Origin of the sequence: Shewanella sp. HL-SH4 (assembly GCF_051164845.1) — a bacterium.
GTDB classification, from domain to species: domain Bacteria; phylum Pseudomonadota; class Gammaproteobacteria; order Enterobacterales; family Shewanellaceae; genus Shewanella; species Shewanella glacialimarina.
Genome location: NZ_CP195037.1, coordinates 1,414,492 through 1,439,306, shown reverse-complemented (window position 1 = coordinate 1,439,306; position 24,815 = coordinate 1,414,492). Strand labels below are relative to the sequence as shown.

Sequence of the window (24,815 nt, the reverse complement as noted above, 5' to 3'; positions counted from 1 at the left end):
ATCGTTGGACTAACATTTATACGGTAGTTAAGACCTTCTGGTCAATGCTCACAGGCTTTATTATTTTGAGAGAATAATATTTTTGATATGACGAATGGCTACCGACTCATCCTCTTCACTGTATTCAACCACCAACTCACCTTGCTTTAAAGCCTGCTTACATTGCTTAATCATATTTAAAAGTTGTTGGCTATCGAGTTCACTAAAACTGCCATCTTCTACCTGAGTGAACAAGTACTCTTTGATTAAATTGTTTAGAGTATCACCTTCTAAACCGTGTAATGCGCTGTAGGGAATAATCATGCTGTATTACCTTTGCTACTGGATACTTGTGGATCTGCAAGCAAAAAATCAATGATGCGTTTTTCAAGATAAAACTTAGGCTTCCAAGGCCAACCGCCATCGATAAAGCCGACATGACCACCGAATAAATGCAGCTCGTAGTGTATCGCTGCTGACAGCTCATCTTGTGTAGGAATAACCGCTTCAGTCATAAAGGGATCATCTTTAGCGTGAATGATAAGTGTGGGGTTACTAATGTGTTTTAGTAAGTTCAGGGCACTTGAACGGGAATAATAATCATCAACACCGGCAAAACCATGCAAAGGCGCGGTAACTTTGTCATCAAATTGATAAAATGTACTCAGCTGCTGTAGTTCAGCCTTATTTAAAGGCATTTGTGCGACTAAGTTATGATTATCGAGTTTCTCGAGCATTTTTTTCTGTAAACGCTTAATCAAATGTGATTGATAAACTTTTGAAAAGCCACTCTCTAATTTTTTAGCGCAAGCACTGAGGGTTAGCGGTGCTGAAACGATAACCGCTCGATCGAGTAAACTTTGATTTCGCTTACTGCCTTGGTATTTGGCTAACACATTGCCACCCAGGCTATAACCTACGGCATATAAAGCTGAATCAGGGTAATAGATTTTAAGTTGTTTCAGAGTGAAAGCTAGGTCATCAAAGTCACCACTGTGATAACTTCTTGCCAAGCGATTCGGTTCGCCAGAACAGCCGCGATGATGGTGGACTACTGCGCATAATTTAGCTTTATCTGCTTCTACTAGCATTCTACGAACATAGTGTGACTCTGTGCTACCTTCTAATCCATGGGCAATTACGAGAATAGGGTCACCATTTTGTGGCTGACCTAACCAGTCTAAATCAATAAAATCGCCATCAGGAAGCTCTTGTCTTTGGCGAAAGGTGTCTGGTTTGGCCACTTTGAACATGAAGGGCAAAATAGTCTGTATATGTGGGTTAGCGGCCCACCAGGGTGGAGTAAAAGGGTTTTTTATCGACATGAGTCATTCAACGAGTGTTTGTGAAAGTTTAAACGTGTGTTTAAATATGATTAATGTCACTGTAACACAGATAAAATTATCACAACAAAAATAATAGGGGGAAGAAAATGAAACGTCGTACCTTTCTTACCGGTGCTTTTGCTGGTACTGCTGTACTCGCTTTAGGCATTAATTTATACCCATCAGACCCTATTGCTATTGGTGGTGATACTCAGTATCGGGTGTTATTCAGTGTGCTTATTCCTGTGTTGTTAGATGGTGCTTTACCGGAAGTCGCCAGCCAAAGAAAATTGGCTATTGATACGACTATTGATGCTATTCAGGCTTCTATTGAGGTGCTGCCGACAGAGCAGCAAGCTGAGTTAAGAGAGCTGTTAGCGTTGCTTGAAAGCCGTTTAGGCCTGTTAATATTGACTGGCAGCATGACGCCATTAATGATGCGTTCGCCAGTCGACTTAACCAATATGCTTGAAGCATGGCGCTTCCATTACTTAGACATGGTACAGACAGCCTATCTTGGATTACGCGAATTAATTTTAGCCAGTTACTATGCTACCCCAGCTCATTGGGGAAAACTAGGTTATGCAAAGCCCACTTTTTTGCTTAATGCCTAATTAACCTAGCTTTTTTCCAAAGGAGATACTTGAATTGGCTATTATTGATCCTATTACCGCAGGTTTAGATTCAGGTTGGCAGCACATTGATGCCAGCACCTTGCAGCAAAATCGTCATTTTGAAGCCGATGTTATTATTGTCGGAACCGGCGCTGGTGGTGGAACTGCCGCTGAAGTACTCACTGAGGCAGGCTTAACGGTTATAATGATTGAAGGTGGTCCGCTTAAATCTTCTAAAGACTTTGATATGGAAGAGCGCCACGCATATCCTAACTTATATCAACAAGCCGCTGCGATGAAAACAGCGGATAAAGGCATCGGCATATTTCAAGGCCGAGCAGTCGGTGGCTCAACAACTATTAACTGGACAACTTCAATTCGTACACCGAAACAAACACTCGATTTTTGGGCATCGGAGCGTTCAGTTATCAACACGTCAGCAGAAGAGATGCTACCGTGGTTTGAGAAAATGGAACAACGGCTGAATATTACCGAATGGCAGCATGAACCTAATCGTAATAATGGGGTGCTGCGCGAAGGCTGCGAGAAACTTGGCTGGGAACATACGGTTATTAAACGAAATGTAACCGGGTGTTGGAATACGGGGTATTGCGGCATGGGCTGTCCGGTTAACGCCAAGCAATCTATGCTAGTGACAACCATTCCTGCGGCATTAAATAAAGGTGCGACCTTAATTTCACGCGCTAAAGTGACTAAACTTGAGCACAGTGGCGATAAAGTTAATGGGTTAACGGCAAGGGCATTAAACGAAGGCTTAAAGCCCAGCGGTGTTGAGTTAACATTCAGTGCTAAGCACTATATTTTAAGTGCTGGCGCTATTCATACCCCGACCATTTTAATGCGCTCTAATGTGCCTGACCCACATAAGTTATTGGGCAAAACCTTCCTTCACCCTTCATTACTTTCTGGCGGCTTGTTTGATGAGCAAATTAATGGCCATAGCGGTGCACCCCAGTCTATCTATTCAGATCAGTTTGTTTGGCGAGATGGTGCTGCGGGAGACTTAGGTTATAAGCTAGAAGTTGCGCCTATTCACCCTGTGTTGATCGCCTCTAAAACCATTGGTTTTGGCCAAAGTCATGCGCAATTGATGGCTAACTTCAACAAAATGCAGGTGATGATTGCTTTGATTCGCGATGGATTCAATGAGCAGTGTATGGGAGGGCAGGTGCGTTTGACCGATAATGGTTTTGCATTAGATTACCCGTTATCAAATGATTTTTGGGCCGCTGCTAGAAAGGCTTTTTTATCCATGGCGGAGCTACAATTTGCCGCAGGGGCAAAAAAAGTATTGCCGATGAATGATGGATTAGACTTCTTAACCTCCTGGAAGCAAGCGCAGGAAGTGATTGGTTCAATGGACTTACGTTTGCTAAAAACTATTGTGGCCTCTGCGCACGTGATGGGCGGCTGCCCAATGGGAGAGGACACCACAAAAGCGATGGTGGATAGTTTTGGTCAATCGCATTATTTTACTAATTTGTCTGTGTTTGATGGCTCAATGTTCCAAACCAGTTTAGGGGCCAATCCGCAGTTATCTATTTATGGCATGGTGGCCAGAAATGCCACTATGTTGGCTGAAAAGTTGAAAGCCAGTTAACGGTTATGGCTAGTATATAAACCAACATAAGTTATTAGTTTTGTTGCTAAAATTTTGTTGATAATATTTTACTGCTAACTCGGAAGATGTGACAGTGTTAGACCAAATAGGCTTAAATAGTGATAGCTGTTTTGGCTAGCTGTATTAAGTGCGCCATTGATAGTGGTATTGATCGGAGCGTCTTTACCCGTTTTGTTAGATGCTATTGAATCAGCATGAATGAGATTGATATGTTGTAGCAACATTTTTTGTGATTTGCGCTCTAACATCAATTCAACCTGTAACATTTTTTGATATTCATCTTTGGTCAAATGCGCTTTAGCCAACCGCCGCAACTGGCGGTAAGGTTTTAATACGCCAGCTTCCCACGGCTCTATTAAACGGGATAATTGTTGCCAATCATTAAAATCAAGTGGATAAGATTGCTGATCTAGCTGCTGTGCTAGTAGTAGCAGATTGACATTTACCTGGTAACTGTCTTGTAGCGCAATATAAGCCTGTGGATCACACAGGTACTTTTGCTCGCATTGTTGCCAGATGTCATTAGAAAATGTTGTCATTGAAGGTTGCTCGTCAGCCATATATCAATCTCTGAATATTCTGTTAACAATTAGCATCGCGCATTGAATACTGTGAAATGGTACACAATGCGCATAAGCTGTTGAGATTATTTAACCCATTAATCAGCTTTGAATGACAGCTCTATTGCTTCAATTTGCTCTTGTATTTCTAACCAAGCCATTTCACTTTCATCCATCGCCTGAGTCAATTTAGTGCGCTCATTGAGCACCTGCGTCATTTTGGCTTTGTTTTCAGCTTCATACAGGCTTCCATCGGCTAATGCGACTTCAAGTTCTGCTAAACGGTCAGTGAATTTTTGCTGTTCAGTTTCTAGTTTTGTTTGCTGTTTTCTTAACGGTGATACCTTTTGACGTAATTCTGCTTCAATTCTTTTTAGCTGTTTTTTGTCAATCTGTGGTGTATCAGTATTGGTGTTTTCTGACTTTTGATTTGCTTGGGCTGCTTTTGCTGCATCTAATAACCATTGATGATAATCATCTAGATCACCATCGAAAGGCTTTACCACACCCTGGTCAACAAGGTAGTAATCACTGCAGCTGAGGCGTAATAAGTGACGGTCGTGCGACACGATAACCATTGCCCCTTCAAAGGTTTGCAGTGCCATGGTTAAGGCATGGCGCATTTCTAAGTCAAGGTGGTTAGTGGGTTCATCTAATAGCAGCAGGTTAGGACGCTGCCATACTAGTAATGCCAGTACTAAGCGGGCCTTTTCACCACCGGAAAAAGGTCTTACAGGTGATAAAGCCATATCACCATTAAACCCAAATCCACCTAAAAAGTTACGTAATTCTTGTTCGCGAACACTGGGCGCAGCTAAGCGAGAAAGATGTTGCAGCGGTGTATCATCTAATTGTAAAAATTCAATTTGGTGTTGAGCAAAGTAACCAATGTTAAGGCCTGGATTGGGTTCATACTTGCCTGATAACGCTTGAAGCTGACCAGAAAGTAACTTAATTAGGGTTGATTTACCGGCACCATTACGGCCCAACAAACCAATTCGAGCACCAGGCACCAAGTTGAGTTGTACCTTACTTAAAATTGTTTTATCACCATAACCCACAGCAACCTGTTCCATTTTTATCAATGGGTTCGGCAGGGCTTCGGGTTCACGGAACGCCATTTGAAATGGATTGTCAGCTTGGGATGGCAGAAGCTCAGCCATGCGTTCTAACGCTTTGAGGCGGCTTTGAGCTTGCTTGGCTTTACTGGCTTTATAGCGAAAACGGTCAACAAAAGACTGCATATGTGCACGTTCTTTTTGCTGACGTTCAAAGGCTACTTGCTGCTGTGATAAACGTTCAGCTCGTACATGCTCAAATGCGCTGTAGCCGCCTTTATAGAAGTTGAGTTTGTGATGTTCAACATGAATAATTTCATCCACGATGGCATCAATAAAGTCGCGGTCATGGGAAATCAAAATCAAGGTGCCTTGATAAGACTTAATCCAACCTTCTAACCAATACATGGTATCTAAATCTAAGTGGTTGGTAGGTTCATCGAGTAATAATAAGTCTGAGCGGCATAATAGCGCTTGCGCAAGGTTTAAACGCATCCGCCAGCCACCTGAGAAGCTTTTAACTGGGTTGCTTTGTTCGGCATCGCCAAAACCTAAACCGGCTAATAGTGCACCTGCTCGGGCGCGGATAGCGTAGCCTCCAATGGCATCAATTTTACCATGAATAAGGGCGATGGCATTGCCATCATTTTCATCTTGCGCGGTGATGAGTTGAGCTTCAAGCTGGCGGAACTCAGTATCGCCATCTAAAACATATTCTAATGCAGATACATCAAGCGCCGGGGTTTCTTGGGCTACAGAGGATATTTGCCAATTTGCGGGTAGAGAGAACTCGCCTTTATCTAGGTGTAAATGACCTAAAATCAATGCCAATAATGACGTTTTTCCGGTACCATTTGCGCCGACTAAACCCACTTTGTGACCAGGGTAAATCGTCACAGAGGTTTCGTCGAGTAAGGTTTTACTGCCTCGAATTAATTGTGCTTGGCTAATACTGATCATGAACGCAACTTGAAGCTGTAAAATAAAGTGGGTGGATAATACCGTATTCGCGATTTATTTCCCACAATGACAGGACGTATACGACGCTTCCATGGCAAAATAGCCACTGTGATCTAATTAACCCGAATTGAGAGTGTCTGATGACAAAAATAAAAAAACGTTTTGTAGCGGGGGCTAAATGCCCTAAATGTGGCGCGAAAGACAGTATTTTATTATTTAAAGAAAATAACATTGAAACGATTGAGTGCACCGATTGTGACTATCGTGAGCAGCAAACTGATATCGAAGTGCCTAAAAAATCTACCGGTAATATGATCGGAGTATTTAAGCCTGAGTAAGGATAAAGAGTGTTTTATTATGTTGTGAGGATGGGGCTAATACGTTTTTGCCCCCTAATGGCAGTCATACATTAGGGGAGATTAACGCATCGTTTATGTTAGGCTTATTAGCAATAAACGCCTTGCGACAAACATAAAGAGTTTTGCCTAAATACCGCAAGGTCATTATTAATGAACTAACGGATGGAACGAAAATCCATAGATTTGATTTATGTTTAACAGGCAGATGACAATACAGATCTTACTGACTCATTAACTCATCTGGTGACGCTTCAGCTTCAATTTTTGATTTATGCTGATTTAATACTTTAATCACATTGTTATTACTGAGTATGAGTTCGTCGAAGCGTTGGTTAATCTCTTGTAATTCTACCCCATAGCTAGGGTCATCTTTGGCTTTAGTTTGCCAAAAACGTTTACGATCTAATTTTTGCACTTCACTTGCTCGCAGAATTTCAAAGTAGCTATTTTCCTGCTTAAGACGATAGATCTCTCCCTCAAGTAATTGAAGTAATTTTTCTTTTGAAATGGTTTGCTTGTTCAGTAGTGCTTTGAGGGGATCAATTTTGATTTCACGTTTATCTGAGTCGATTTCAGTAGTGATACCGTTTTCGTATTCAATTTTATGTTGGCGGAATGCTTCCGGACAAACGCTATGGCTGAATACGACTTTGTCATCTTTCATACATTTATAGATGGCATTAGTGTTCCCCTGCACCATAAAAGGACTGAGTAAAAGCACCAATAAATATATAGTTCTTGCCATGCGGCCACATATCCTTCTGTAAATCCATCATATACCGTTAGTGAGTATAGAACCATCGCAGCTTTATCACATAAATATGTTAGATAAATTTATGTTAAATAAACATCGCAAGTGTAACGACAAAACCAGTTTATTGACAATTGATTTTTTTTTGACGCATGTAATATCTACTACAGAAGTGTTTTTTACTATTTATGCCGCTCAAAATCACTCCTTTCTTAGCGAAAAATGGCCAAGAAAGGTGTGATAGTGTGTTTCTAGGGCTTAATATGAGCTTGCTAGCGGGTGTTCGGTTTGAGTCAGAAGTACTAATTTTTATTCAGTATCAAGAATACGAGTAATCGTCGTTATCGATTAAATGTTAAATTATCGATAAGACGCGCTTTGCCTAAATATGCTGCCGCGACAATGACTAAACTGTTATCTTCAGCGTTAACGGGTTGCAAATTGCTGCTGTTGCGGACTTCAAGATAATCTGGCGTAAAGCCCGCTTCAATAAGTGATGCCGTGGCGTGTTGGCTGGCCTCGATAATACTTTCACCTTGTTGAATACTTAGTGCCATTTGATCTAATGCTTGTTTAAGTGCAGCGGCATTAATTTTTTCTTCAGCGGTTAAATAACCATTACGTGAGCTCATCGCTAAACCTGATGGCTCACGAATCGTTTCCACACCAATAATATTAATGGGGAGTGACAGGTCAGCGACCATGGTTTTAATGACTAACAATTGTTGAAAGTCTTTATTACCAAAAAATGCCATGTCTGGCTGAACTATGTTAAATAACTTATTTACGACAGTGGCAACGCCACGGAAATGGCCTGGACGACTTGCGCCGCAAAGCTCATCACCGATTTCTGGTACTTCTATAAAAGTTTGTTTATCTAAGCCTTTAGGATAAATAGTCTCTGGTGTTGGAGTAAATAATAATGCAGCACCAGCGTCAACTAAGGCTTGTTTATCCGCCGCTAAGGTGCGTGGATAAGCGCCTAAGTCTTCATTTTTACCAAATTGAAGTGGATTAACAAAAATAGACACAACAACATGGTCAGCTTGTTTCAGTGCTCGATTAACAAGGGTAATATGACCCTGGTGTAAATTACCCATGGTTGGGACAAATGCAACTGTTTCGCCTTTAATGCGCCAAGCGTTAACTTGATCGCGAATGTCAGAGATGGCGGCAGTGGTGATCATGATGAATTAAACCTGCGAAATAATTAGTTAAAGATGTGTTCTTCAGCTGGGAATGAACCGTCAGCCACTTCGTCAATATAAGCGCGAATTGCGCTGCGGATTTCACCCGTTTGTTTAAGATAGTTTTTGGAAAAGCGAGGAATGTAACCACTCGATATGCCTAAAACATCATGCATTACTAAGATTTGACCGTCAGTATCTGCTCCAGCGCCAATACCAATAACCGGAATTGAAAGTGCCTCAGTGATTGTTTTAGCTAAAGTTGCCGGAATACATTCAAGGACTAATAATTGAGCACCAGCTGCCTGTAAAGCTTTGGCTTCATCTAAAATACGTTGGGCATTATCTGCATCGCGTCCTTGGACTTTGAAACCACCAAATACATGAACAGATTGAGGTGTTAATCCTAAATGAGCACAAACAGGAATGCCGCGTTCAGTGAGCATTTTAACACTTTCAAGTAACCAGTGACCGCCTTCAACTTTGACCATGTTAGCGCCGGCCTGCATTAAGATGGCAGCATTTTGCATGGTTTGTTCTGCGGTTGAATAGCTCATAAAAGGCATGTCAGCGATCAGTAAAGCACGGTTTATGCCGCGACGTACGCAGGCTGTGTGATAGGCAATATCAGCAACGGTAACAGGTAAGGTGTCATCATGACCCTGTAACACCATTCCCATAGAGTCACCCACTAATAAAACATCAATCCCTTCGCTGTCAAAGGCACCTGCAAAACTGGCATCATATGCGGTTAGTGCAGTGAATTTTTTACCTTCTTTTTTGAACTTCAATAGGGTAGAACTAGTGACTTTTGACATAGTGGACTCTTAATACAATTCAAATTTATACGCTGTGGAGCATATACTCTAAAGTGGTGAAATCAACTTTTATTCGGTATTTTGTGCAAAGACTGCTGCATTTCCGGTGTCAGTAACGATTTAAGTGCCTGATGACAGGGCAAGATTAAGTCTTCAGCAATTTCAGCCAGCGGGATTAACACAAAGCTGCGCTCTTTCATACCGTAATGCGGGACCTGTAATCTTGGTATATCAATGATGTGTAATCCATATAATAATAGGTCAAGATCTAAGGTTCTTGGCCCCCAACGTTCATTACGCACCCGGCCTTGTTGTTGTTCAATATCTTGCAGGCTATTGAGTAATGCAATCGGTTCAAGGTGAGTATTAAAGCAGGCTACCGCATTAACATAATCAGGCTGAACAACATCACCCATGGGCGTTGAGCGATAATAACTCGACACTGTAACATCACCATTGACAGCAATCTTTTTTAACGCGGCAACAGCTTGGTTTAGCTGTTGCTCTGGCTCTGCAAGATTAGCTCCTAATGCGACATAAACTAAAGTCATTATTCTGCAGCTGAGTCCGATTTAACAGCAGGTTTGCGCTTTCTTTTACGCTGTGCTGTATTGCGATTACGGTTTGAGCTTGTTTTGCCTGAGCCTTTAGCAATATCACTACGTTGTGTTTCATCAGCTTCAACAAATGATTTCCACCAGGTAGCTTGCTTGGCCACACTGCCACCTTCAGCTTCACCGCGAAGTAATAATAAATCATATGCTGCACGGAATTTAGGGTGCTCTAATAATTTAAATGCCCGTGAACCTTGGCTACGCTCAAATCTAAGTTGTAGTTGCCAAATATCTTTTGCAGGCGTACTGAAACGGCGTGGAATGCTAATCGTGCGGCATTGTTCTTCCATCACATCACCCATAGCTGCCACTTGCGCATCATACAATGTCAAACCACTTTCAAGGGCGATATCATCAGCTCGTTGCTTTAGCGGATACCAGAGTATTGCCGCATAAAAGAATGCTGGCGTAACCGGTTTATCTTGGTTAACTCGATCGTCAGTGCTGCGCATAACAGTATTGAGCATTTTAGCCGCATAGCCCTTAGGGTCATCAGTGATAATGCCTTGTATTTGTGGGAATAGCGGGCCAAATAAATCGAAATCTTGCATCATTTGATAATTAGCTTGAGCTTTACCTGCAAAGAAAAGCTTTAACACTTCTTCGTACATACGGGCAGCTGGAATATCGGCCAATAGTGGCGCTAATAATTTAATCGGGGCGGCAGAAATAGGATCGATTTCCATCGATAATTTTGTGGCAAATCTTACCGCGCGTAACATCCGAACAGGGTCTTCACGATAACGGGTTTCAGGATCACCTATTAGCTTGATTTTACGGGCGTGTAAGTCTTCAATGCCACCGCCATAACTGCGGATAGAAAAGTCACTAATATCATAATATAAGGCGTTAACCGTAAAGTCGCGACGCTCAGCATCCTCATCAATTTCACCGTATACGTTGTCACGTAACAGACGACCTTCGGCATTTGATTTTGAAATGGTGTCGCTGTTTTCGCCATGATGTCCACGAAATGTTGCTACTTCAATGACATCACGTCCAAAAACAATATGTGCTAAGCGAAAACGACGTCCGACTAAGCGGCAATTACGGAATAATTTTTTGATTTCATCTGGAGTGGCATTAGTCACAACGTCAAAGTCTTTAGGCTCAAGCCCTAATAGAATATCGCGCACTCCGCCACCGACTAAATAGGCTTTAAAACCTGATTTGTGCAGTCGATAAAGCACTTTTAATGCATTTTCGCTGATCTGGCGGCGCGAAATATCGTGGCTATCACGTGAAATGATATCCAAACGTAGGCCGTTTTGTTCTTCTAACGGCTGGTCGAGCTCGGGCGCTGCTTTATTATCAAATAAATTCTTGCAGAACTGACTAATACGGCGAAAAATAATACACCTCGTTGACACTAAATTAATTGATTAAAAATCTGGCGGGTATGATATACCAATTGTGCGCGAATGAGTAGATAACTGTGTGATAAGTGATGTTGACAAATTTCCAACAGTTGTTTAGTGCTAATCTACCGCGCCAGCTGGTTTTGCTAAGATAATTTCACTGTGTTTTGGCACATTGGCTAAGGAAAACTGCGCTACTGCTTGAGCGAGCATTTTATCTACATGGTCGATATCAACTTTAGGTTGACCTAAAAAGTCTAGGGCGGCATTCAGGCTTTGTTGTGGAGCTTGTATATTGATTGCTGGAGCATGGTTTTGCTTGGAAAGTTTAAATCCTGGTTTTGCACAAGCGAGTGGTAGGTGCAACCAATTAGGTGTTGGTAAATCTAATAGGTGAAATAAGCTGATTTGTCGACAACTGGCTTCTAATAAATCGCTGCCTCTGACGACTTCAGTTATTCCCTGAAAACCATCATCAATGACGACGGCAAGTTGATATGCAAAAAGGCCATCACTGCGTTTGATAATGAAGTCTTCACCTGCAAAACCACTTTCAACATTAATGTGGCCGCGATTGATATCATCAAAAAAACTGACTTTAGCGCTATTACGAATACGGATAGCACCGGTAGTGTGTGCATTGACGATATTGACTAAACCACAGCGGCTATCGTAAACGCCTCCCATAGTTTGAATCATTTTACGGGAGCATTGGCAATAATATGCTTGGTTTTGAGCAACAAGTTTCTCTATGGTGTTTTGATAGACTTGAGTTCGCTGACTTTGATACAACACTGTGCCATGCCAATGTAGGCCATAGGCATCAAGCGTTCGCAGTATGTTATCACTGGCACCGCTAACTTCCCGCGGAGGATCGATATCTTCCATTCTGACTAACCATTGGCCATTTAAACTGTGGGCACGTAAATAGCTACCGAGTGCGGCAATTAATGATCCAAAATGAAGGGAGCCTGATGGCGATGGCGCAAAGCGTCCGATATATGACATATCTTAAGCCGTTTTGAAGTCAGGACAAATTAAATAGAAAGGGCGAGAGTGATCTCGCCCTAAACGTATTTAACCAGCCATTTGCTTTTCTTTGATTTCTGCTAACGTTTTGCAGTCAATACATTGATCAGCGGTAGGTCTTGCTTCAAGTCTGCGGATACCAATTTCGATACCACATGAGAAACAATAACCAAAATCGTCTTCTTCGATTAATTGTAGTGTTTTCTCAATTTTCTTGATCAACTTACGTTCTCTATCACGAGCACGAAGCTCTAAACTGAACTCTTCTTCTTGAGCTGCGCGGTCAACAGGATCTGGAAAATTTGCAGCTTCATCTTGCATATGAGTCAGTGTACGGTCAACTTCTTCACGCAATTGGTTACGCCATGCTTCGAGGATCACTTTAAAGTGACGACGTTGCGTGGGATTCATATATTCTTCACCAGCTTTTTCCTGGTAAGGATCTACACCTGCGATAGCGAGTACGCCAAGTTTCTTAGTGCCTTCAGGCATAACGCATCTCCTGTAATCGTTTGCGTTTAATTGCGGCTTATTTTTTACGGCGCTATCTATACCAGAATCTGTATAGCGTGGCAAATTTTTTACGGTATAAATCTTTTTTATTTAATTCATACCATCACTTTGCATGGACCGATAATTCTACTGGCTTGGGGTGACAATAGGGTTTGATATGCCAGTACTTCAACGCCTTGGTTAATCGCTTTATTGAGTAAGTCTGCGTACTGAGGATCGATATGTGCGGCGGGTTTTACTGTTGATATTCCACTGTGCTGCACCACAAACAATAATACGGCACGATGACCCTGTTGTACCATTTCGATTAATTCTCTTAGATGCTTTTGTCCCCGCGTAGTAACGGCATCAGGAAAATAACCTTCACCTTGCTCTAACAAGGTACAACTCTTGATTTCAATATAGCACTTAGGCCGGTCTTTGCTCGTTAAAAGAATGTCGATGCGGCTATTTTCTTCACCGTATTTCACTTCACGCTGTAAAGTGGAGTAACCAGCTAGCTCGGTAATAACGCCACTATTGATAGCTTCCTCGGCAAGGGCATTGGCTCTAGCACTGTTTACGCCGATTAAATGATCTTGATCCGATTGCATTATTTCAAATGTGTGGCGATATTTTCGTTTCGGGTTATCTGATTCAGAGAACCACACACTTTGACCAGGATATAAGCAGTTTTTCATTGAACCGGTATTAGGGCAATGAATGGTCATTTCGCTGCCATCATCTAAAATGATATCGGTCAGGAAACGCTTATAGCGTTTAATGAGTCGGCCATGTTGTAGCGGGGGAGTGAAGTCCATATAAATTGATTTCGTGGCAAATAATGGTAACCATACATCATTAGATAAAAGAATGTGACAGCTGATATACTATTGTCAATTTCGTTATTCGGCTGAATACATTATTATTCTATGGTGACGTACCGCGAAAATGCTGCAAACAAGGAATTTATCATGCAATTTATGACTGTCATTTTAACTCAAGAAGCTCCCGCCACTCATTGGGGCAAGTCCGATGTCACTTTTGAAGGCCAAAATAGCTTTATTCATTTAAGTGGGAATGCACCGCTTCGCCAAGTGCAAATGGCTGCCCGTAAAATTCGCAATCAAGGCATTAACCAAGTTCAGCTTCAAGGTGAACTATGGACTGTTGATTTACAGTGGGTGTTCGCCCAAGGCTTTGCCACCGCCAAACCTGGCTATGAAGTGGTTTGGTGTGGTGATGACCAACAACAGCAAATACTAACAGATCGTGCGCAGTCCGCTGCGTTTGCCCGTAAGTTAATTAACGATACCCCTGAAGATCTTTCCCCTGTGTCACTGGCTACCCAAGCGGCAAATTGGCTAAAAGACATTGGCGGCGATAAAGTGACCTTTAATATTGTTGAAGGTCAAGACTTGTTAGCTAAAAAATGGGTTGGTATTCATGCCGTTGGTCGTGGCAGTGAGCGTCCACCGGCGTTATTAGAATTAGATTTTAACCCGCTTGCGGCTGATGCTCCCGTTGATGTTGCGCTTGTGGGTAAAGGCATCACATTTGACTCTGGCGGTTATAGCTTAAAGTCGTCGGTAGGTATGTTGGCGATGAAGTGCGATATGGGCGGCGCTGCAACTGTGACTGCTGCTTTAGGCTTAGCCATCAAGTCTGGTTTGAACAAACGAGTCAAACTGTATTTGTGTTGCGCGGAAAACCTAGTCAGTGGCCGTGCATTTAAATTAGGCGATATTTTAACCTATAAAAATGGCACCACAGTAGAAATTGTTAATACGGATGCAGAAGGCCGTTTGGTATTAGCTGATGGTTTACAGGCTGCTTCAGAGTCAGGCGCTAAATTAATTATCGATGCAGCGACCTTAACCGGCGCTGCAGTTATGGCGGTCAGTAACGAATATAACGCAATATTTTCACCACAAACCGAAACGATAAAAATGGCGCAACAATGTGCAGCCGCAGTGGGTGAAAATGTGTGGCCATTACCGTTAGATCCTTGGCACCGCGACACTTGCCCATCTGCTTACGCTGATACGGCCAATAGTCGTCCAGTTAAAGGTGGCGGCGCAGGCGGAGCATCAAATGCAGCAGGTTTCCTATGGCGCTTTGTCACACCTGAGGCAAACTGGCTGCATATTGATTTGGCGGCGGCGTTTGAGTCTTCTGCAACTGGGTTATTTAGCGCAGGCGCAACAACCCATGGTGTACTGACAGTGGCTGAAATTCTGAAGCGATAACAACTGACCTTAATACCTTAAGCTAAACGGTATTTAAGGTATCAGATAAATGTTTGAACTCAAGCCATCGAAAGATGGCTTTTTTTATCGCTGACAATCAATCGTTTTGTAATGGCCAACTGTGCAATATGTTATATTGCTCGCCTTGTTTGGTTCTAACTGAACGATACAAGTGTAAATGTGTTGGAGAGACTGTGATGGGTAACTTATGATCCAGATTAATTAATCTTTGTTGCGTATAATCTAGTCTGTCAGCTTTTTTAAACAAGGTGATATGTGGTCGATAGTGCCATTGGCTTTGGTGAAGATCTAAGTGCAAGCAAACTTGTTGAGCGGCATCAGCCATGTTAAGCAGTATGTCGTCGGCAATGCCCTGGGCACATATTATGCCTGGCTGAATCCATAGGCAAAGTGTGTCTAACGTTAAATGAAATACAGGTTTTATTAGCTTATCTAAAGCATCCAATAGTCTGGGTGTGGATGAATGACTCACTTGGCCAAGAAAAGCTAAAGTAATATGCATATTTGATTGTGTTACGGGTAAAGCTTCTGTATTAATACATGTTGTAAGCTTTTGCTGTATATCAAAAAATTGACACTTATCTGTTTTGTTGACGCTAAATCCAATAAATAATCTTTGTGCAGCTATTGGGTGACTTGATTTCATTATTTATCTCACTATCTTTATAAACAGATTAATTAGCATAACGTGGTACTGACGAAAACAAGGTTTTCGACTATTGTTAATCTTGAACGTGTTAATCATGGTGAAGCTATACGGAAAGTATGTAACATGTGTAAATAGAACAAAATACTTTGGGCAGTCAAGGAAGATGGCATTATGTCTATATGAACAATATATCGGCTATACCCTCTGACCAATGGCTGTAAAGAATATATCTCGCGAACTTTATTATTGAGTTGATTAATGGCTGAAAGCACCCAGAATTTATTGAAACAGGCTTTGACCTATGAGTCTTTAGAAATGGATAGCCCGATGTCAATGTTAATGATTGATAGTGTGCTAGCGCTAATATGCAAACAACTTAGTTGCGATATCGTGTTCGCGATTAAAAGTAGTCATAGCAATAACACATTTTCACCCAGTCTTGATATCGTCGATACTTCAACATATAAGGTTGCTAGTCATTTTACCAAACACTTCCCACAGCAAAACTTATTAACTCAAGCGATTGAACAAAACAAAGACTTGATTGATCTGGTACTCAATTTATCAAAGCCATTACATATTGATCAGCAACATTCTTCAGCTACAACAGAACAAGAACAATTCATTTGTCAATTTTTTGCACAGTCAATTGATAAAAATTTAGCCATATCACATTTAGAAATAACTCCAGCGGCCAGTGTGGGTAATGTCAGTGTGGTGCTTATTGCAATGTCATTACAACAAACCACGGTAACAATTGATTCTAAACCGCAAAGCTGTGAAAGTTTTTGGCAATCTGTATTAGATGAACACTGCTTTCATTTAGCAGCCGCTTTTGAGCTAAAACGATTATCCGTTTTATTGGTTAATAAAGAAAAACAATATCAAGAGCTATTCAGCCATTTGCCGATGGCGTGTGCATTAATTGATGTTAAAAATTTAGTAGTACTACAAAACCAAGTGTCGCAAAACATGCTGAAGTTTGAAGTTGGCCAGAGTTTGTTTGATTGTCTTCGACATGATGATCACGCGCTATTACAAGATACATTACATATTGTTAGGCAAGGTGTGCTTCGACAAGCTTGGTGTGAGGTGCCGCTAAAATTAGGTATATCAACCCATTGGTATAAAATGAGTTTTTGCCACGCATTAAATTCGCAGCAACAACTATTATTAATGGTTGAAGATGTCACCGAACGTTATCGTTTAGCCGACGAACTGACATTTCACTCTAATCATGATGCGTTAACCGGGTTACCTAACCGGGTGCAATTTGAAGGTATGCTGGATGAGTTACTTGCCAGCGATGAAGCTATTCCTGCTTGCGTAGCCTTTCTTGATTTAGACCAGTTTCAAGTTGTTAATGATTTAAGTGGTCACCAGGCTGGCGATGAATTATTGCAGCAAGTCTCTAAACGCCTTAAGCAGTTAGTGCGCAAAGGAGATGTGGTTGCTAGATTAGGTGGTGATGAGTTCGGTATTTTAATGTATCACTCAGATGAAGTGTCTTCTCAACAAGTCGCTAAGCGAATATGCCAACAGCTTTGTGAACATGAGTTTAAATGGAAAAAGGTGAAACATAATGTCAGCATGAGCATTGGAATTGCGACATTTGATCCTAAAGCTAAAGATATTTATGAAGTCATGAGTCAGGCCGACGCAGCATGTCGGCTTGCTAAACAAGAAGGTAGGAATCGTTGGCATTATTTTAGTTCAGACGATCCGCAAGTCCATATTCTTTATACTCAAATGGTTGCTTCTGTCGACATTACCGGTGCTCTAGCACTTAACCAGTTTGAGTTGTTTTACCAGTTAATCGAGCCCCTTAATCATAATGAAGTGGGTTTGCATATGGAAATTTTGCTGCGCATGGTGCTAGAGGATGGCAGCTTTGTTTCCCCAGCGATTTTCTTACCTGCGGCAGAACGATACAACTTAGCATCAAGAGTCGATCGTTGGGTAATTGATAATTTGCTTAAGTGGGGCAGCGAAAACCTCAATATTTGGCGAGAATTATCTATGGTCTCAGTTAACTTGTCAGCCATGTCGCTGGCGGACCAAAAGTTTATGAGCTGGCTTGAAATGCGTTTAATGGTTGAGCCTGAGTTGGTTGATAAACTGTGTTTCGAAATTACTGAAACCGCAGCGGTTAGCCAGTTAGAACAAGCTACTGCATTAATTGATTTGTTGCGTCCGTTAGGCTGTAAACTGGCATTAGATGATTTTGGCTCAGGTTTTTCAAGTTTTGCTTACTTAAAAACCTTGGATGTAGACTTTGTTAAAATTGATGGACAGTTTGTGGTAAACGTATGTACCGATCGCAGAGATAAAGCCATTGTTTCAGCGATTTGCCAACTCGGTAAAGATATGGATTTCGAAGTGATTGGTGAGTTTGTCGAAACCGCTGAAATCGGCGTAAAACTAAAAACATTGGGTGTTGATTATGCCCAGGGATATGCAATTAATAAACCTTGCCCATTATCCAGCCTTAAGTCCGGTATTCGTTCACCTTGGCTAGCGGTTCGTGGACTTGATAATATGATTTACGATATTTAATCCTTTGCGAGTTTGCAATAGTGCACAGGGACAGTAAAATGACGCAATATAAAATATTGATGGCAATATTAATCATGGCTTTAAATTGACTAATGGATTTGACCGTACCCCATTATTGTGAACATATATGTTCGATGTAAGCATAAATAAAAGCACGCATTAAAACATTAACTGTAGCTCCTTAGGCCCCCTTAAATCATTTACACTTTGTTAAATAATTTGACTTCAACTAGCCCTATGGCTGATGTAACCAACATGACTCCTGCTGTTTTAAATGTGCCTATTACCGCTGTATTGCCTGATATTTTGCATGCGGTTTCATCTCATAATCAAATTATTTTACAAGCTCCCACAGGTGCAGGTAAATCAACTGCACTGCCTTTAGCTTTACTTCAATCGGGTAAAATTAAGGGCAAAATATTAATGCTGGAACCTCGTCGAGTAGCAACGCGTAATGTGGCGCGCTTTATTGCACAGCAACTCAATCAACCCCTTGGTCAGCAAGTGGGTTATCGAGTGCGGGGTGATAGCCAGGTTACTGCTAAGACTCAACTTGAGGTGGTCACCGAAGGTATTTTAACGCGGATGATCCAAGATGATCCTGAGTTAAACGGCATTGAGATGATTATTTTCGATGAGATTCATGAGCGCCATTTACCCACTGATATTGGTTTAGCCTTGGCGTTAGAAGTGCAATCATCATTGCGTGAAGATCTGATTATTTTGGCAATGTCAGCAACCCTAGAAGCGCTTCCACTACAGATATTAATGCCAGAAGCGCAGGTTATATACAGCGAAGGAAAAAGCTTTCCTGTTGATGTGAAATATTCACCTATAGGGTCTTCACCAGATTGGCTTAGCCATATGGCTAAAATTATTGCCGAGTTAATGCTTGAGTCAAAAAGTGATAGTGCACAGCAAAATGGTTCTTTATTGGCTTTTCTTCCCGGAAGAGGCGAAATAAATCGCTTAGCGAGTTTATTACAGCCAAGGTTAAGCCAAGATATTTTATTGTGTCCTTTATACGGTGACTTAACCGCAGCTGAGCAAGATAAAGCGATTCAAATAGCCCCTAAAGGTTTTCGTAAAATAGTGCTTGCCACTAACGTTGCCGAGTCCAGTTTAACGATTGAAGGTATAACTATGGTGGTTGACAGTGGCTATCAGCGCAGTGCTAACTTTAACCCTAAAACCGGTGTATCACGCCTGAGTTTAACTCGCATTAGCCAGGCGTCTGCTGTGCAGCGAAGTGGCCGAGCTGGGCGCTTATCAGCCGGAACAGCGGTTAGACTGTGGAGCCAGGAAGAACAAGGGCGTTTATTAAAGGCAACATCCCCTGAAATCGTGTTGTCTGAGCTGACCAGCGTAGCATTAGATTGCGCCTGTTGGGGCGCAAAGCAATTTAGTGATTTAGCGCTATTAACTCCAGCCCCTAAAGTGAACGAGCAATTAGCTTGGCAATTATTACACCAGCTTGAGTTGGTTGATAGCGATCATAAAATTACCGCATTAGGCCGAGAGGCGCACCAATTAGGGTGTCATCCACGTCTGGCGCATATGTTACTTAGCGCCAAAGCATTAGCGCAACTTAATGGTACACCTGAGTTTGCATTATTAGCCTGCTTAATTGCAGGCATAATAGAAGCCAGAGGTTTACCCGCAAAAGGCGCTGATATTAGTGGCTATTTGTCGATGGCTTGTCAGGGGCAAATAGGCCAACAAGCCAAACAGTGGCAAAAGAAATTGTCACTTCAGGGAGATATTAAGCAGTCTGTTCACCTAGCGAGTGATTATGATATTGCCCATCTTTTGGGGTTAGCGTATCCAGACCGCATAGCCAAAGCACGAGGCCAGTTAGGTTTTGTGTTAAGTAATGGTACCGGCGTTACCCTGGACCCTCAAGATCCACTCGTTCATGCACAATGGTTAGTGGTTGCGGATTTTCAAGAAACCCAAGGTAGAAATGCAGGCAGAGTGTATCTAGCCTGTGCGTTAGATGAGCGTTTATTAAATGATGAACTTGCACATTTAGTGACTCAGCAAAGGGTGAGTGGTTGGGATGAGGCTAAAGGACGTTTCTTTGCGCAAACCCAAACACAGTTAGGCAGTATTGTGCTTAAATCTGTCGCTGACACCAGTATCAGTTCAACCGATATTCGAGCTGCATTAATGGCATTGGTGCAACAAAAAGGCCTAGCCATTTTAAATATGGATGAAAGTGTTAAGCAGCTGCAATTAAGGGTGATAATGGCCGCGCATTTGTTGTCAGATTTGTCAGCCAAACACCCTTGGCCCGATTATACTGATGCCGGTTTAATGGCCAGTACAACTCATTGGTTAATGCCTTACTTAACTGATGTACGCAGCTTAGCGCAACTGACTAAGCTAGATTGCGGCAAACTGTTAATTAATCACCTAACCTGGGAGCAACAGCAAACTTTAAATAGTCTAGCACCTACTAGCTGGCTGATGTCTACCGGAACGCATGCGCCTATTCGATATCAGCTGCCTGTGGATGAATATGGCCAGGCGTATTTTGAGTATGAACAATTAAGGGCTTTACTGAGCGTTAGGCTACAAGAAGCGTTCGGCATGGGTCAAAGCCCGGTATTATTTAATGGTAAACTGACCGTAACCATGGAATTATTGTCACCCGCGCGGCGACCGCTTGCGACAACGGCCGATTTAGCCAGCTTTTGGCAAGGGCCTTATGTCGAAGTGAAAAAAGAAATGCGCGGCAGATACCCTAAGCATTTGTGGCCAGATGACCCTGCCAATACAAAGGCAACCAAATTTACCAAAAAGAAAACTCCAGGCTTATAAGCCATTGAAGCAATTTTTATCTTATTAATAACCTTGTAGAGCAACATGGCAAAAAATAAAGCAACAAAGACATCAACAACAAAATCCTCAAAGCACAAAAAAGGCTGGTTGCTAAGTCTACTTTCATTGGCGTGGAAACTGTCACTCGTCGGTCTCGCATTGGTGACCTTTTACGCTATTTATCTTGATCAAATTATTGGCCAAAAATTTGAAGGTCAAAAATGGCATTTACCTGCACAAGTCTTCAGTCGTTCTATGGCACTTTATCCTGGGGCTGCTATTAATCATCCACAACTTATGGCTGAGCTTAAATTACTGGGCTATCGCAAAGTGGCTAATCCCCGCCAAGTGGGTGAATTTTCTGCATCGAGCACGCGTATAGAGTTGTGGCGTAGGCCATTTTTACACCCAGAGGGAAATCAAGCTGAACAACGCGTGATGATAAGTTTTGATAGCTTAGGAGTTAATTCTGTTGAGCGAATGAGTGATAAACGTGAATTAGCAGTATTCCACTTAGAACCTGTTTTATTAGATCGTATGATTGCCAGCGATGGCGAAGACCGCTTATTCGTGCGCACTCCGGAAATGCCTCAATTAATTGTCGACTCATTATTGTTAGTAGAAGACCGCAGTTTCTATGATCACCATGGTGTTAACCCATTGGCCATTGCCCGTGCTGTCGTGGTTAACATTACCGCAGGCCGCACCGTACAAGGTGGCTCGACGTTAACTCAGCAATTGGCTAAAAACTTCTTTTTAAGCAGTGAACGTTCACTTATTCGTAAAGCTCGTGAAGCATTAATGGCGATTATTATTGATTTTCGTTACAGCAAAGAGGAAATCCTTGAAGCTTATTTAAATGAAGTCTACATGGGGCAAGATAAAGCCCGTGGTGTACATGGAATAGGTTTGGCCTCACAGTTCTATTTTGGTCGCCCAGTGGCGGAGCTAACCGTGGCGCAGCAAGCATTTTTAGTGGCGGTGATTAAAGGCCCGTCTTATTACAACCCCTGGCGATATCCAGCTCGTGCACAAGAAAGACGTGATTTAGTGTTACGTATTTTAATGGAGCATGACAAGCTAACCGTCGCGCAGTACAAAGCCGCGGCAGAATCTCCTTTAGGTTTAAGGGATGGTAAAAAATCTGTCCACCAAAAACTGCCCGCATTCTTTGCTGTGGTAAAAAATGAATTAAGTCAGCGCTATGGTGATAGCTTATTAAGCCAGTCAGGCATAAAGGTCTACACTACACTTGATCCTATGGCTCAAGATGCGGCTGAAAAAGCTGTTGTGTCGACGTTAAAGTCATTAGATAAGCGAGCTAAAAACATTCAAGTTGGCATGGTAGTGACAGACAAATACACCGGTGGTATTGCTGCAATGGTTGGGGACAAACAGCCTAGCTATGACGGTTTTAACCGTGCGGTTGAAATTCGCCGACCTATTGGCTCGCTCATTAAGCCGTTCGTATATGCTGCAGCGTTAGCTCAAGCGGATAAGTTTACTTTAGCCAGCCCATTAGCTGACAAACCACTCACCTTGAAAAATGAACAAGGTAAAACCTGGTCACCCAATAATGTGGATAAAAAATTTAGTGGTGAAGTGTCTTTATTAGAGGCATTCACCCACTCAATGAACGTACCAACAGTTAACGCGGGTTTAGCGGTTGGGGTTGATAACGTCGCAACAACCATTCAAAAAGCTGGTTGGCATGAGGCTATACCGCATTATCCTTCTATGTTATTGGGCGCGGTGAACGGTTCGCCGTTAATGGTCGCACAGGTTTATCAAACCATTGCTGATGAAGGGCGCTATCGCAAACTGACTTCGATCACTGCGGTGTTAGACAGTCAAAATACGCCGCTTGAGGTCAACCGTTTAGCAAATGAAATAGCCATTGATCCCGCAACTGACTATTTAGTGCAGTATGCTATGCATAATGTTGTACAAAAGGGCACAGCTAAACGCTTAGGTGCAGCATTTCCAGGTGTTAGATTGGCCGGTAAAACGGGTACCAGTAACGACAGCCGAGACTCATGGTTTGCGGGTTTTGACGAGCGAAATGTCGCCGCTATTTGGGTCGGACAGGACGATAACAGTAAAACGGGTTTATATGGCAGCAGTGGCGCTATGGCGGTTTACCAGGCATTTTTACACCAACGTCCGCCGTTAAGTTTACGTATGCCACCGGTTAACGGCATTGTGAATGGTTATTTTGACCAGACAAATGGTGCAGCTATGCAACCCAAGTGTCATAACGTGGTTAACTTACCCGCCCATCAGGTCAGTTACAAACCCGCAGCAAATTGTGGTGAATCATTATCTTGGTGGCAAAAGTTGCTTGGCGAGTAACGACGACTTTTGTTAAGGCATTCATGCTGCAATTTGCAGCGTGAGTGCAACATGAGTGAAGCATAAACATCACGGCATTAACGTATGGCTTATTTTAGCTGCTTGCTTGTATGCTCATCGTTTCGTGACGCTGGTATAAAACAATCAATGATATGCTTAATAAAATGAAGACGGGTCAATATCTAAACTACTCGGAGAGACTCCTCGCTCTATATAAACCTCAGATTTTAATAAATCAATCATAGTGACTTCGCTGTAGCGTTTATTTTTTTGCGAATAAAAACATTTCACTATTGGGTGTAATGCATCGCGCCCTTTAGCTTGCCAAACTATCCCGACTTGCTCATTAGACAGCAGTACTAGTGAGCCTACCGGATATATTCCAATGCAGCGGATAAACTCATAAACTAATTTTTGGTCTAAATGAAATGGGGTTAAACTGATCAAAATTTTGAATGCTGCTGCTGGGCTCATGGCTTCTTTATAGCAACGCGTTGCAGTAAGGGCATCAAATATGTCAACAATGCAACTCATGCGCCCATGCAGAGGAATATCATCTCCTTCTAAACCCTTAGGATAACCACGACCATCAATTTTCTCATGGTGCATAAGGCAGACATCTTTACTTATTTGTGACAAGCCTTGGGTATCATCCATGATGGCCATCGCATAGACTTGATGCAACTTCATATGCTCAAATTCATCCGGAGTAAGTTTGCCGGGTTTGTGTAAAATGTTATTATCGAGTTGAATTTTGCCTACGTCGTGGACAATACCTCCGACAGCCATTTGCCTAAGTAAGTCGGTATCAAGGTTTAAATGATGGCCAAAAGTCACCAGTAAAAACGCAACATTAATAGAATGTTCCATCAAATAAGCATCTTTAGTGCGCAGTGCTGAGATACATTTAAAGGCGTCGGCATCATCTAATATCAACTCAATCATCTGGTCGGCAACAGCCTCGAATGGACCGACTTCAATCGCTTTGCCTTCATAGGTTTCAGATAGCACCTTTTGAATTAAGCTTTTTGCTTCAGTGAGGAGTTTTTTTGCATAGGTGCGTTTATCTTCTCGCGAGGAAATGGCTTTTCGTACTAGAGGGTTTAGGCCAGTTGATTTTGTTGTTTTTAGCCCACAAGAGTCCGACGAGCGTTCGATATCGACCCATACTGTGGTGATATTATTTTTTATCAGTTTATTGATGGCATCAATGTGTTTTATTTGGCCTGGATTAAGCACGTCTACTTTGTCTTGTTGGCGATCAATTGCCACAATGAACATCCCTAGTACAAGCTTATCAATTGGGATTTTAATGACATTTTTTGATCCAACAGAATCGTTCATGCACATATTACTCCAAAAAAGGGGACTGAAAACGAGTAGGGTCAAGACAACATTTGATTAACATTGTTAATCAAT

21 protein-coding genes are annotated in these 24,815 nt (G+C 42.1%); 7 read left to right on the top strand and 14 right to left on the bottom strand.

All coding sequences use genetic code 11. The features are described from left to right. Positions 1-60: 60 nt before the first annotated feature. On the bottom strand, positions 61-303 hold the full coding sequence (locus ACRWQL_RS07200; RefSeq protein WP_434928272.1) for a YheU family protein: 243 nt from the start codon (positions 301-303) through the stop codon (positions 61-63). Next, complete coding sequence (locus ACRWQL_RS07195; protein ID WP_434953347.1) at positions 300-1,298, bottom strand: hydrolase; 999 nt, start codon at positions 1,296-1,298, stop codon at positions 300-302. Before ACRWQL_RS07195 ends, ACRWQL_RS07200 begins: the two co-directional genes overlap by 4 nt. A gap of 113 nt (positions 1,299-1,411) precedes the next feature. On the opposite strand from ACRWQL_RS07195, the gene ACRWQL_RS07190 reads away from it, so the two are divergent. Together ACRWQL_RS07190 and ACRWQL_RS07185 are read left to right on the top strand one after the other, a co-directional pair. After that, positions 1,412-1,918 carry a TAT leader-containing periplasmic protein gene (locus ACRWQL_RS07190; protein ID WP_434928273.1) on the top strand — a complete coding sequence of 169 codons (507 nt, stop codon included), beginning with the start codon at positions 1,412-1,414 and terminating at the stop codon, positions 1,916-1,918. Between the two features lie 34 nt (positions 1,919-1,952). After that, positions 1,953-3,539 (top strand): GMC family oxidoreductase N-terminal domain-containing protein, encoded by a 1,587-nt coding sequence (locus ACRWQL_RS07185; protein ID WP_434952900.1) that lies wholly within the window; start codon positions 1,953-1,955, stop codon positions 3,537-3,539. A gap of 74 nt (positions 3,540-3,613) precedes the next feature. Here the strand turns inward: ACRWQL_RS07185 and ACRWQL_RS07180 are convergent, their stop codons facing one another. After that, positions 3,614-4,120: a TIGR02444 family protein gene (locus ACRWQL_RS07180; RefSeq protein ID WP_434952899.1), complete on the bottom strand. Its 507-nt coding sequence runs from the start codon at positions 4,118-4,120 to the stop codon at positions 3,614-3,616. Positions 4,121-4,218: 98 nt separating this feature from the next. Then, positions 4,219-6,138: an ABC transporter ATP-binding protein gene (locus ACRWQL_RS07175; RefSeq protein WP_434952898.1), complete on the bottom strand. Its 1,920-nt coding sequence runs from the start codon at positions 6,136-6,138 to the stop codon at positions 4,219-4,221. A 140-nt stretch (positions 6,139-6,278) separates the two neighbouring features. Here ACRWQL_RS07175 and ACRWQL_RS07170 point away from each other — a divergent pair, with 140 nt between their 5' ends. Beyond that, a complete protein-coding gene (locus ACRWQL_RS07170) occupies positions 6,279-6,476 on the top strand; it encodes a YheV family putative zinc ribbon protein (RefSeq protein ID WP_226411167.1) in 198 nt (65 codons plus the stop codon). 241 nt (positions 6,477-6,717) lie between these two features. On the opposite strand, the gene ACRWQL_RS07165 is transcribed toward ACRWQL_RS07170, so the two are convergent. The 8 genes from ACRWQL_RS07165 to sfsA all read right to left on the bottom strand — a co-directional run bounded on the left by ACRWQL_RS07165 (position 6,718) and on the right by sfsA (position 13,567). Further along, positions 6,718-7,242 (bottom strand): DUF4124 domain-containing protein, encoded by a 525-nt coding sequence (locus tag ACRWQL_RS07165; RefSeq protein ID WP_434952897.1) that lies wholly within the window; start codon positions 7,240-7,242, stop codon positions 6,718-6,720. Positions 7,243-7,589: 347 nt separating this feature from the next. Next, on the bottom strand, positions 7,590-8,435 hold the full coding sequence (gene panC / locus ACRWQL_RS07160) for a pantoate--beta-alanine ligase (protein ID WP_434952896.1): 846 nt from the start codon (positions 8,433-8,435) through the stop codon (positions 7,590-7,592). Positions 8,436-8,458: 23 nt separating this feature from the next. After that, on the bottom strand, positions 8,459-9,253 hold the full coding sequence (gene panB, locus ACRWQL_RS07155) for a 3-methyl-2-oxobutanoate hydroxymethyltransferase (protein ID WP_434928279.1): 795 nt from the start codon (positions 9,251-9,253) through the stop codon (positions 8,459-8,461). A 62-nt stretch (positions 9,254-9,315) separates the two neighbouring features. Continuing rightward, positions 9,316-9,804: a 2-amino-4-hydroxy-6-hydroxymethyldihydropteridine diphosphokinase gene (folK, locus tag ACRWQL_RS07150; RefSeq protein WP_434928280.1), complete on the bottom strand. Its 489-nt coding sequence runs from the start codon at positions 9,802-9,804 to the stop codon at positions 9,316-9,318. Further along, positions 9,804-11,114 carry a polynucleotide adenylyltransferase PcnB gene (locus tag ACRWQL_RS07145; RefSeq protein WP_434928941.1) on the bottom strand — a complete coding sequence of 437 codons (1,311 nt, stop codon included), beginning with the start codon at positions 11,112-11,114 and terminating at the stop codon, positions 9,804-9,806. Before ACRWQL_RS07145 ends, folK begins: the two co-directional genes overlap by 1 nt. A 231-nt stretch (positions 11,115-11,345) precedes the next feature. Then, positions 11,346-12,233, bottom strand: a complete 888-nt coding sequence (gene gluQRS / locus ACRWQL_RS07140) for a tRNA glutamyl-Q(34) synthetase GluQRS (protein WP_434952895.1) — start codon at positions 12,231-12,233, stop codon at positions 11,346-11,348. Positions 12,234-12,302: 69 nt separating this feature from the next. Next, a complete protein-coding gene (dksA, locus tag ACRWQL_RS07135) occupies positions 12,303-12,746 on the bottom strand; it encodes an RNA polymerase-binding protein DksA (RefSeq protein WP_226411155.1) in 444 nt (147 codons plus the stop codon). A gap of 116 nt (positions 12,747-12,862) precedes the next feature. Continuing rightward, positions 12,863-13,567, bottom strand: coding sequence for a DNA/RNA nuclease SfsA (gene sfsA / locus ACRWQL_RS07130; RefSeq protein ID WP_434952894.1), 705 nt, complete (start codon positions 13,565-13,567; stop codon positions 12,863-12,865). A gap of 153 nt (positions 13,568-13,720) precedes the next feature. Here sfsA and pepB point away from each other — a divergent pair, with 153 nt between their 5' ends. Continuing rightward, on the top strand, positions 13,721-14,995 hold the full coding sequence (pepB, locus tag ACRWQL_RS07125) for an aminopeptidase PepB (RefSeq protein ID WP_434930500.1): 1,275 nt from the start codon (positions 13,721-13,723) through the stop codon (positions 14,993-14,995). Between the two features lie 97 nt (positions 14,996-15,092). Here the strand turns inward: pepB and thpR are convergent, their stop codons facing one another. After that, the gene (gene thpR / locus ACRWQL_RS07120; protein WP_434952893.1) at positions 15,093-15,662 is read right to left on the bottom strand and encodes an RNA 2',3'-cyclic phosphodiesterase; all 570 of its coding nucleotides are present in this window, start codon (positions 15,660-15,662) and stop codon (positions 15,093-15,095) included. Positions 15,663-15,923: 261 nt separating this feature from the next. Here thpR and ACRWQL_RS07115 point away from each other — a divergent pair, with 261 nt between their 5' ends. The 3 genes from ACRWQL_RS07115 (at position 15,924) to mrcB (ending at position 23,396) form a co-directional block, all read left to right on the top strand. Further along, complete coding sequence (locus tag ACRWQL_RS07115; RefSeq protein WP_434952892.1) at positions 15,924-18,221, top strand: putative bifunctional diguanylate cyclase/phosphodiesterase; 2,298 nt, start codon at positions 15,924-15,926, stop codon at positions 18,219-18,221. Positions 18,222-18,476: 255 nt separating this feature from the next. Then, positions 18,477-21,044 (top strand): ATP-dependent helicase HrpB, encoded by a 2,568-nt coding sequence (hrpB, locus tag ACRWQL_RS07110; protein WP_434952891.1) that lies wholly within the window; start codon positions 18,477-18,479, stop codon positions 21,042-21,044. Between the two features lie 45 nt (positions 21,045-21,089). Then, positions 21,090-23,396: a penicillin-binding protein 1B gene (gene mrcB, locus ACRWQL_RS07105; RefSeq protein WP_434952890.1), complete on the top strand. Its 2,307-nt coding sequence runs from the start codon at positions 21,090-21,092 to the stop codon at positions 23,394-23,396. Positions 23,397-23,552: 156 nt separating this feature from the next. Here the strand turns inward: mrcB and ACRWQL_RS07100 are convergent, their stop codons facing one another. Beyond that, the gene (locus ACRWQL_RS07100; protein WP_434952889.1) at positions 23,553-24,740 is read right to left on the bottom strand and encodes an HD-GYP domain-containing protein; all 1,188 of its coding nucleotides are present in this window, start codon (positions 24,738-24,740) and stop codon (positions 23,553-23,555) included. Positions 24,741-24,815: the final 75 nt, after the last annotated feature.

Bases quoted from the DNA above. Each gene is read 5' to 3' on its own strand.
- ACRWQL_RS07200 (WP_434928272.1), bottom strand. From the start codon at position 303: ATGATTATTCCCTACAGCGCATTACACGGTTTAGAAGGTGATACTCTA.
- ACRWQL_RS07190 (WP_434928273.1), top strand. From the start codon at position 1,412: ATGAAACGTCGTACCTTTCTTACCGGTGCTTTTGCTGGTACTGCTGTA.
- ACRWQL_RS07180 (WP_434952899.1), bottom strand. From the start codon at position 4,120: ATGGCTGACGAGCAACCTTCAATGACAACATTTTCTAATGACATCTGG.
- ACRWQL_RS07175 (WP_434952898.1), bottom strand. From the start codon at position 6,138: ATGATCAGTATTAGCCAAGCACAATTAATTCGAGGCAGTAAAACCTTA.
- ACRWQL_RS07170 (WP_226411167.1), top strand. From the start codon at position 6,279: ATGACAAAAATAAAAAAACGTTTTGTAGCGGGGGCTAAATGCCCTAAA.
- ACRWQL_RS07165 (WP_434952897.1), bottom strand. From the start codon at position 7,242: ATGGCAAGAACTATATATTTATTGGTGCTTTTACTCAGTCCTTTTATG.
- panC (WP_434952896.1), bottom strand. From the start codon at position 8,435: ATGATCACCACTGCCGCCATCTCTGACATTCGCGATCAAGTTAACGCT.
- panB (WP_434928279.1), bottom strand. From the start codon at position 9,253: ATGTCAAAAGTCACTAGTTCTACCCTATTGAAGTTCAAAAAAGAAGGT.
- folK (WP_434928280.1), bottom strand. From the start codon at position 9,804: ATGACTTTAGTTTATGTCGCATTAGGAGCTAATCTTGCAGAGCCAGAG.
- gluQRS (WP_434952895.1), bottom strand. From the start codon at position 12,233: ATGTCATATATCGGACGCTTTGCGCCATCGCCATCAGGCTCCCTTCAT.
- dksA (WP_226411155.1), bottom strand. From the start codon at position 12,746: ATGCCTGAAGGCACTAAGAAACTTGGCGTACTCGCTATCGCAGGTGTA.
- sfsA (WP_434952894.1), bottom strand. From the start codon at position 13,567: ATGGACTTCACTCCCCCGCTACAACATGGCCGACTCATTAAACGCTAT.
- pepB (WP_434930500.1), top strand. From the start codon at position 13,721: ATGCAATTTATGACTGTCATTTTAACTCAAGAAGCTCCCGCCACTCAT.
- thpR (WP_434952893.1), bottom strand. From the start codon at position 15,662: ATGAAATCAAGTCACCCAATAGCTGCACAAAGATTATTTATTGGATTT.
- ACRWQL_RS07115 (WP_434952892.1), top strand. From the start codon at position 15,924: ATGGCTGAAAGCACCCAGAATTTATTGAAACAGGCTTTGACCTATGAG.
- hrpB (WP_434952891.1), top strand. From the start codon at position 18,477: ATGACTCCTGCTGTTTTAAATGTGCCTATTACCGCTGTATTGCCTGAT.
- mrcB (WP_434952890.1), top strand. From the start codon at position 21,090: ATGGCAAAAAATAAAGCAACAAAGACATCAACAACAAAATCCTCAAAG.
- ACRWQL_RS07100 (WP_434952889.1), bottom strand. From the start codon at position 24,740: ATGAACGATTCTGTTGGATCAAAAAATGTCATTAAAATCCCAATTGAT.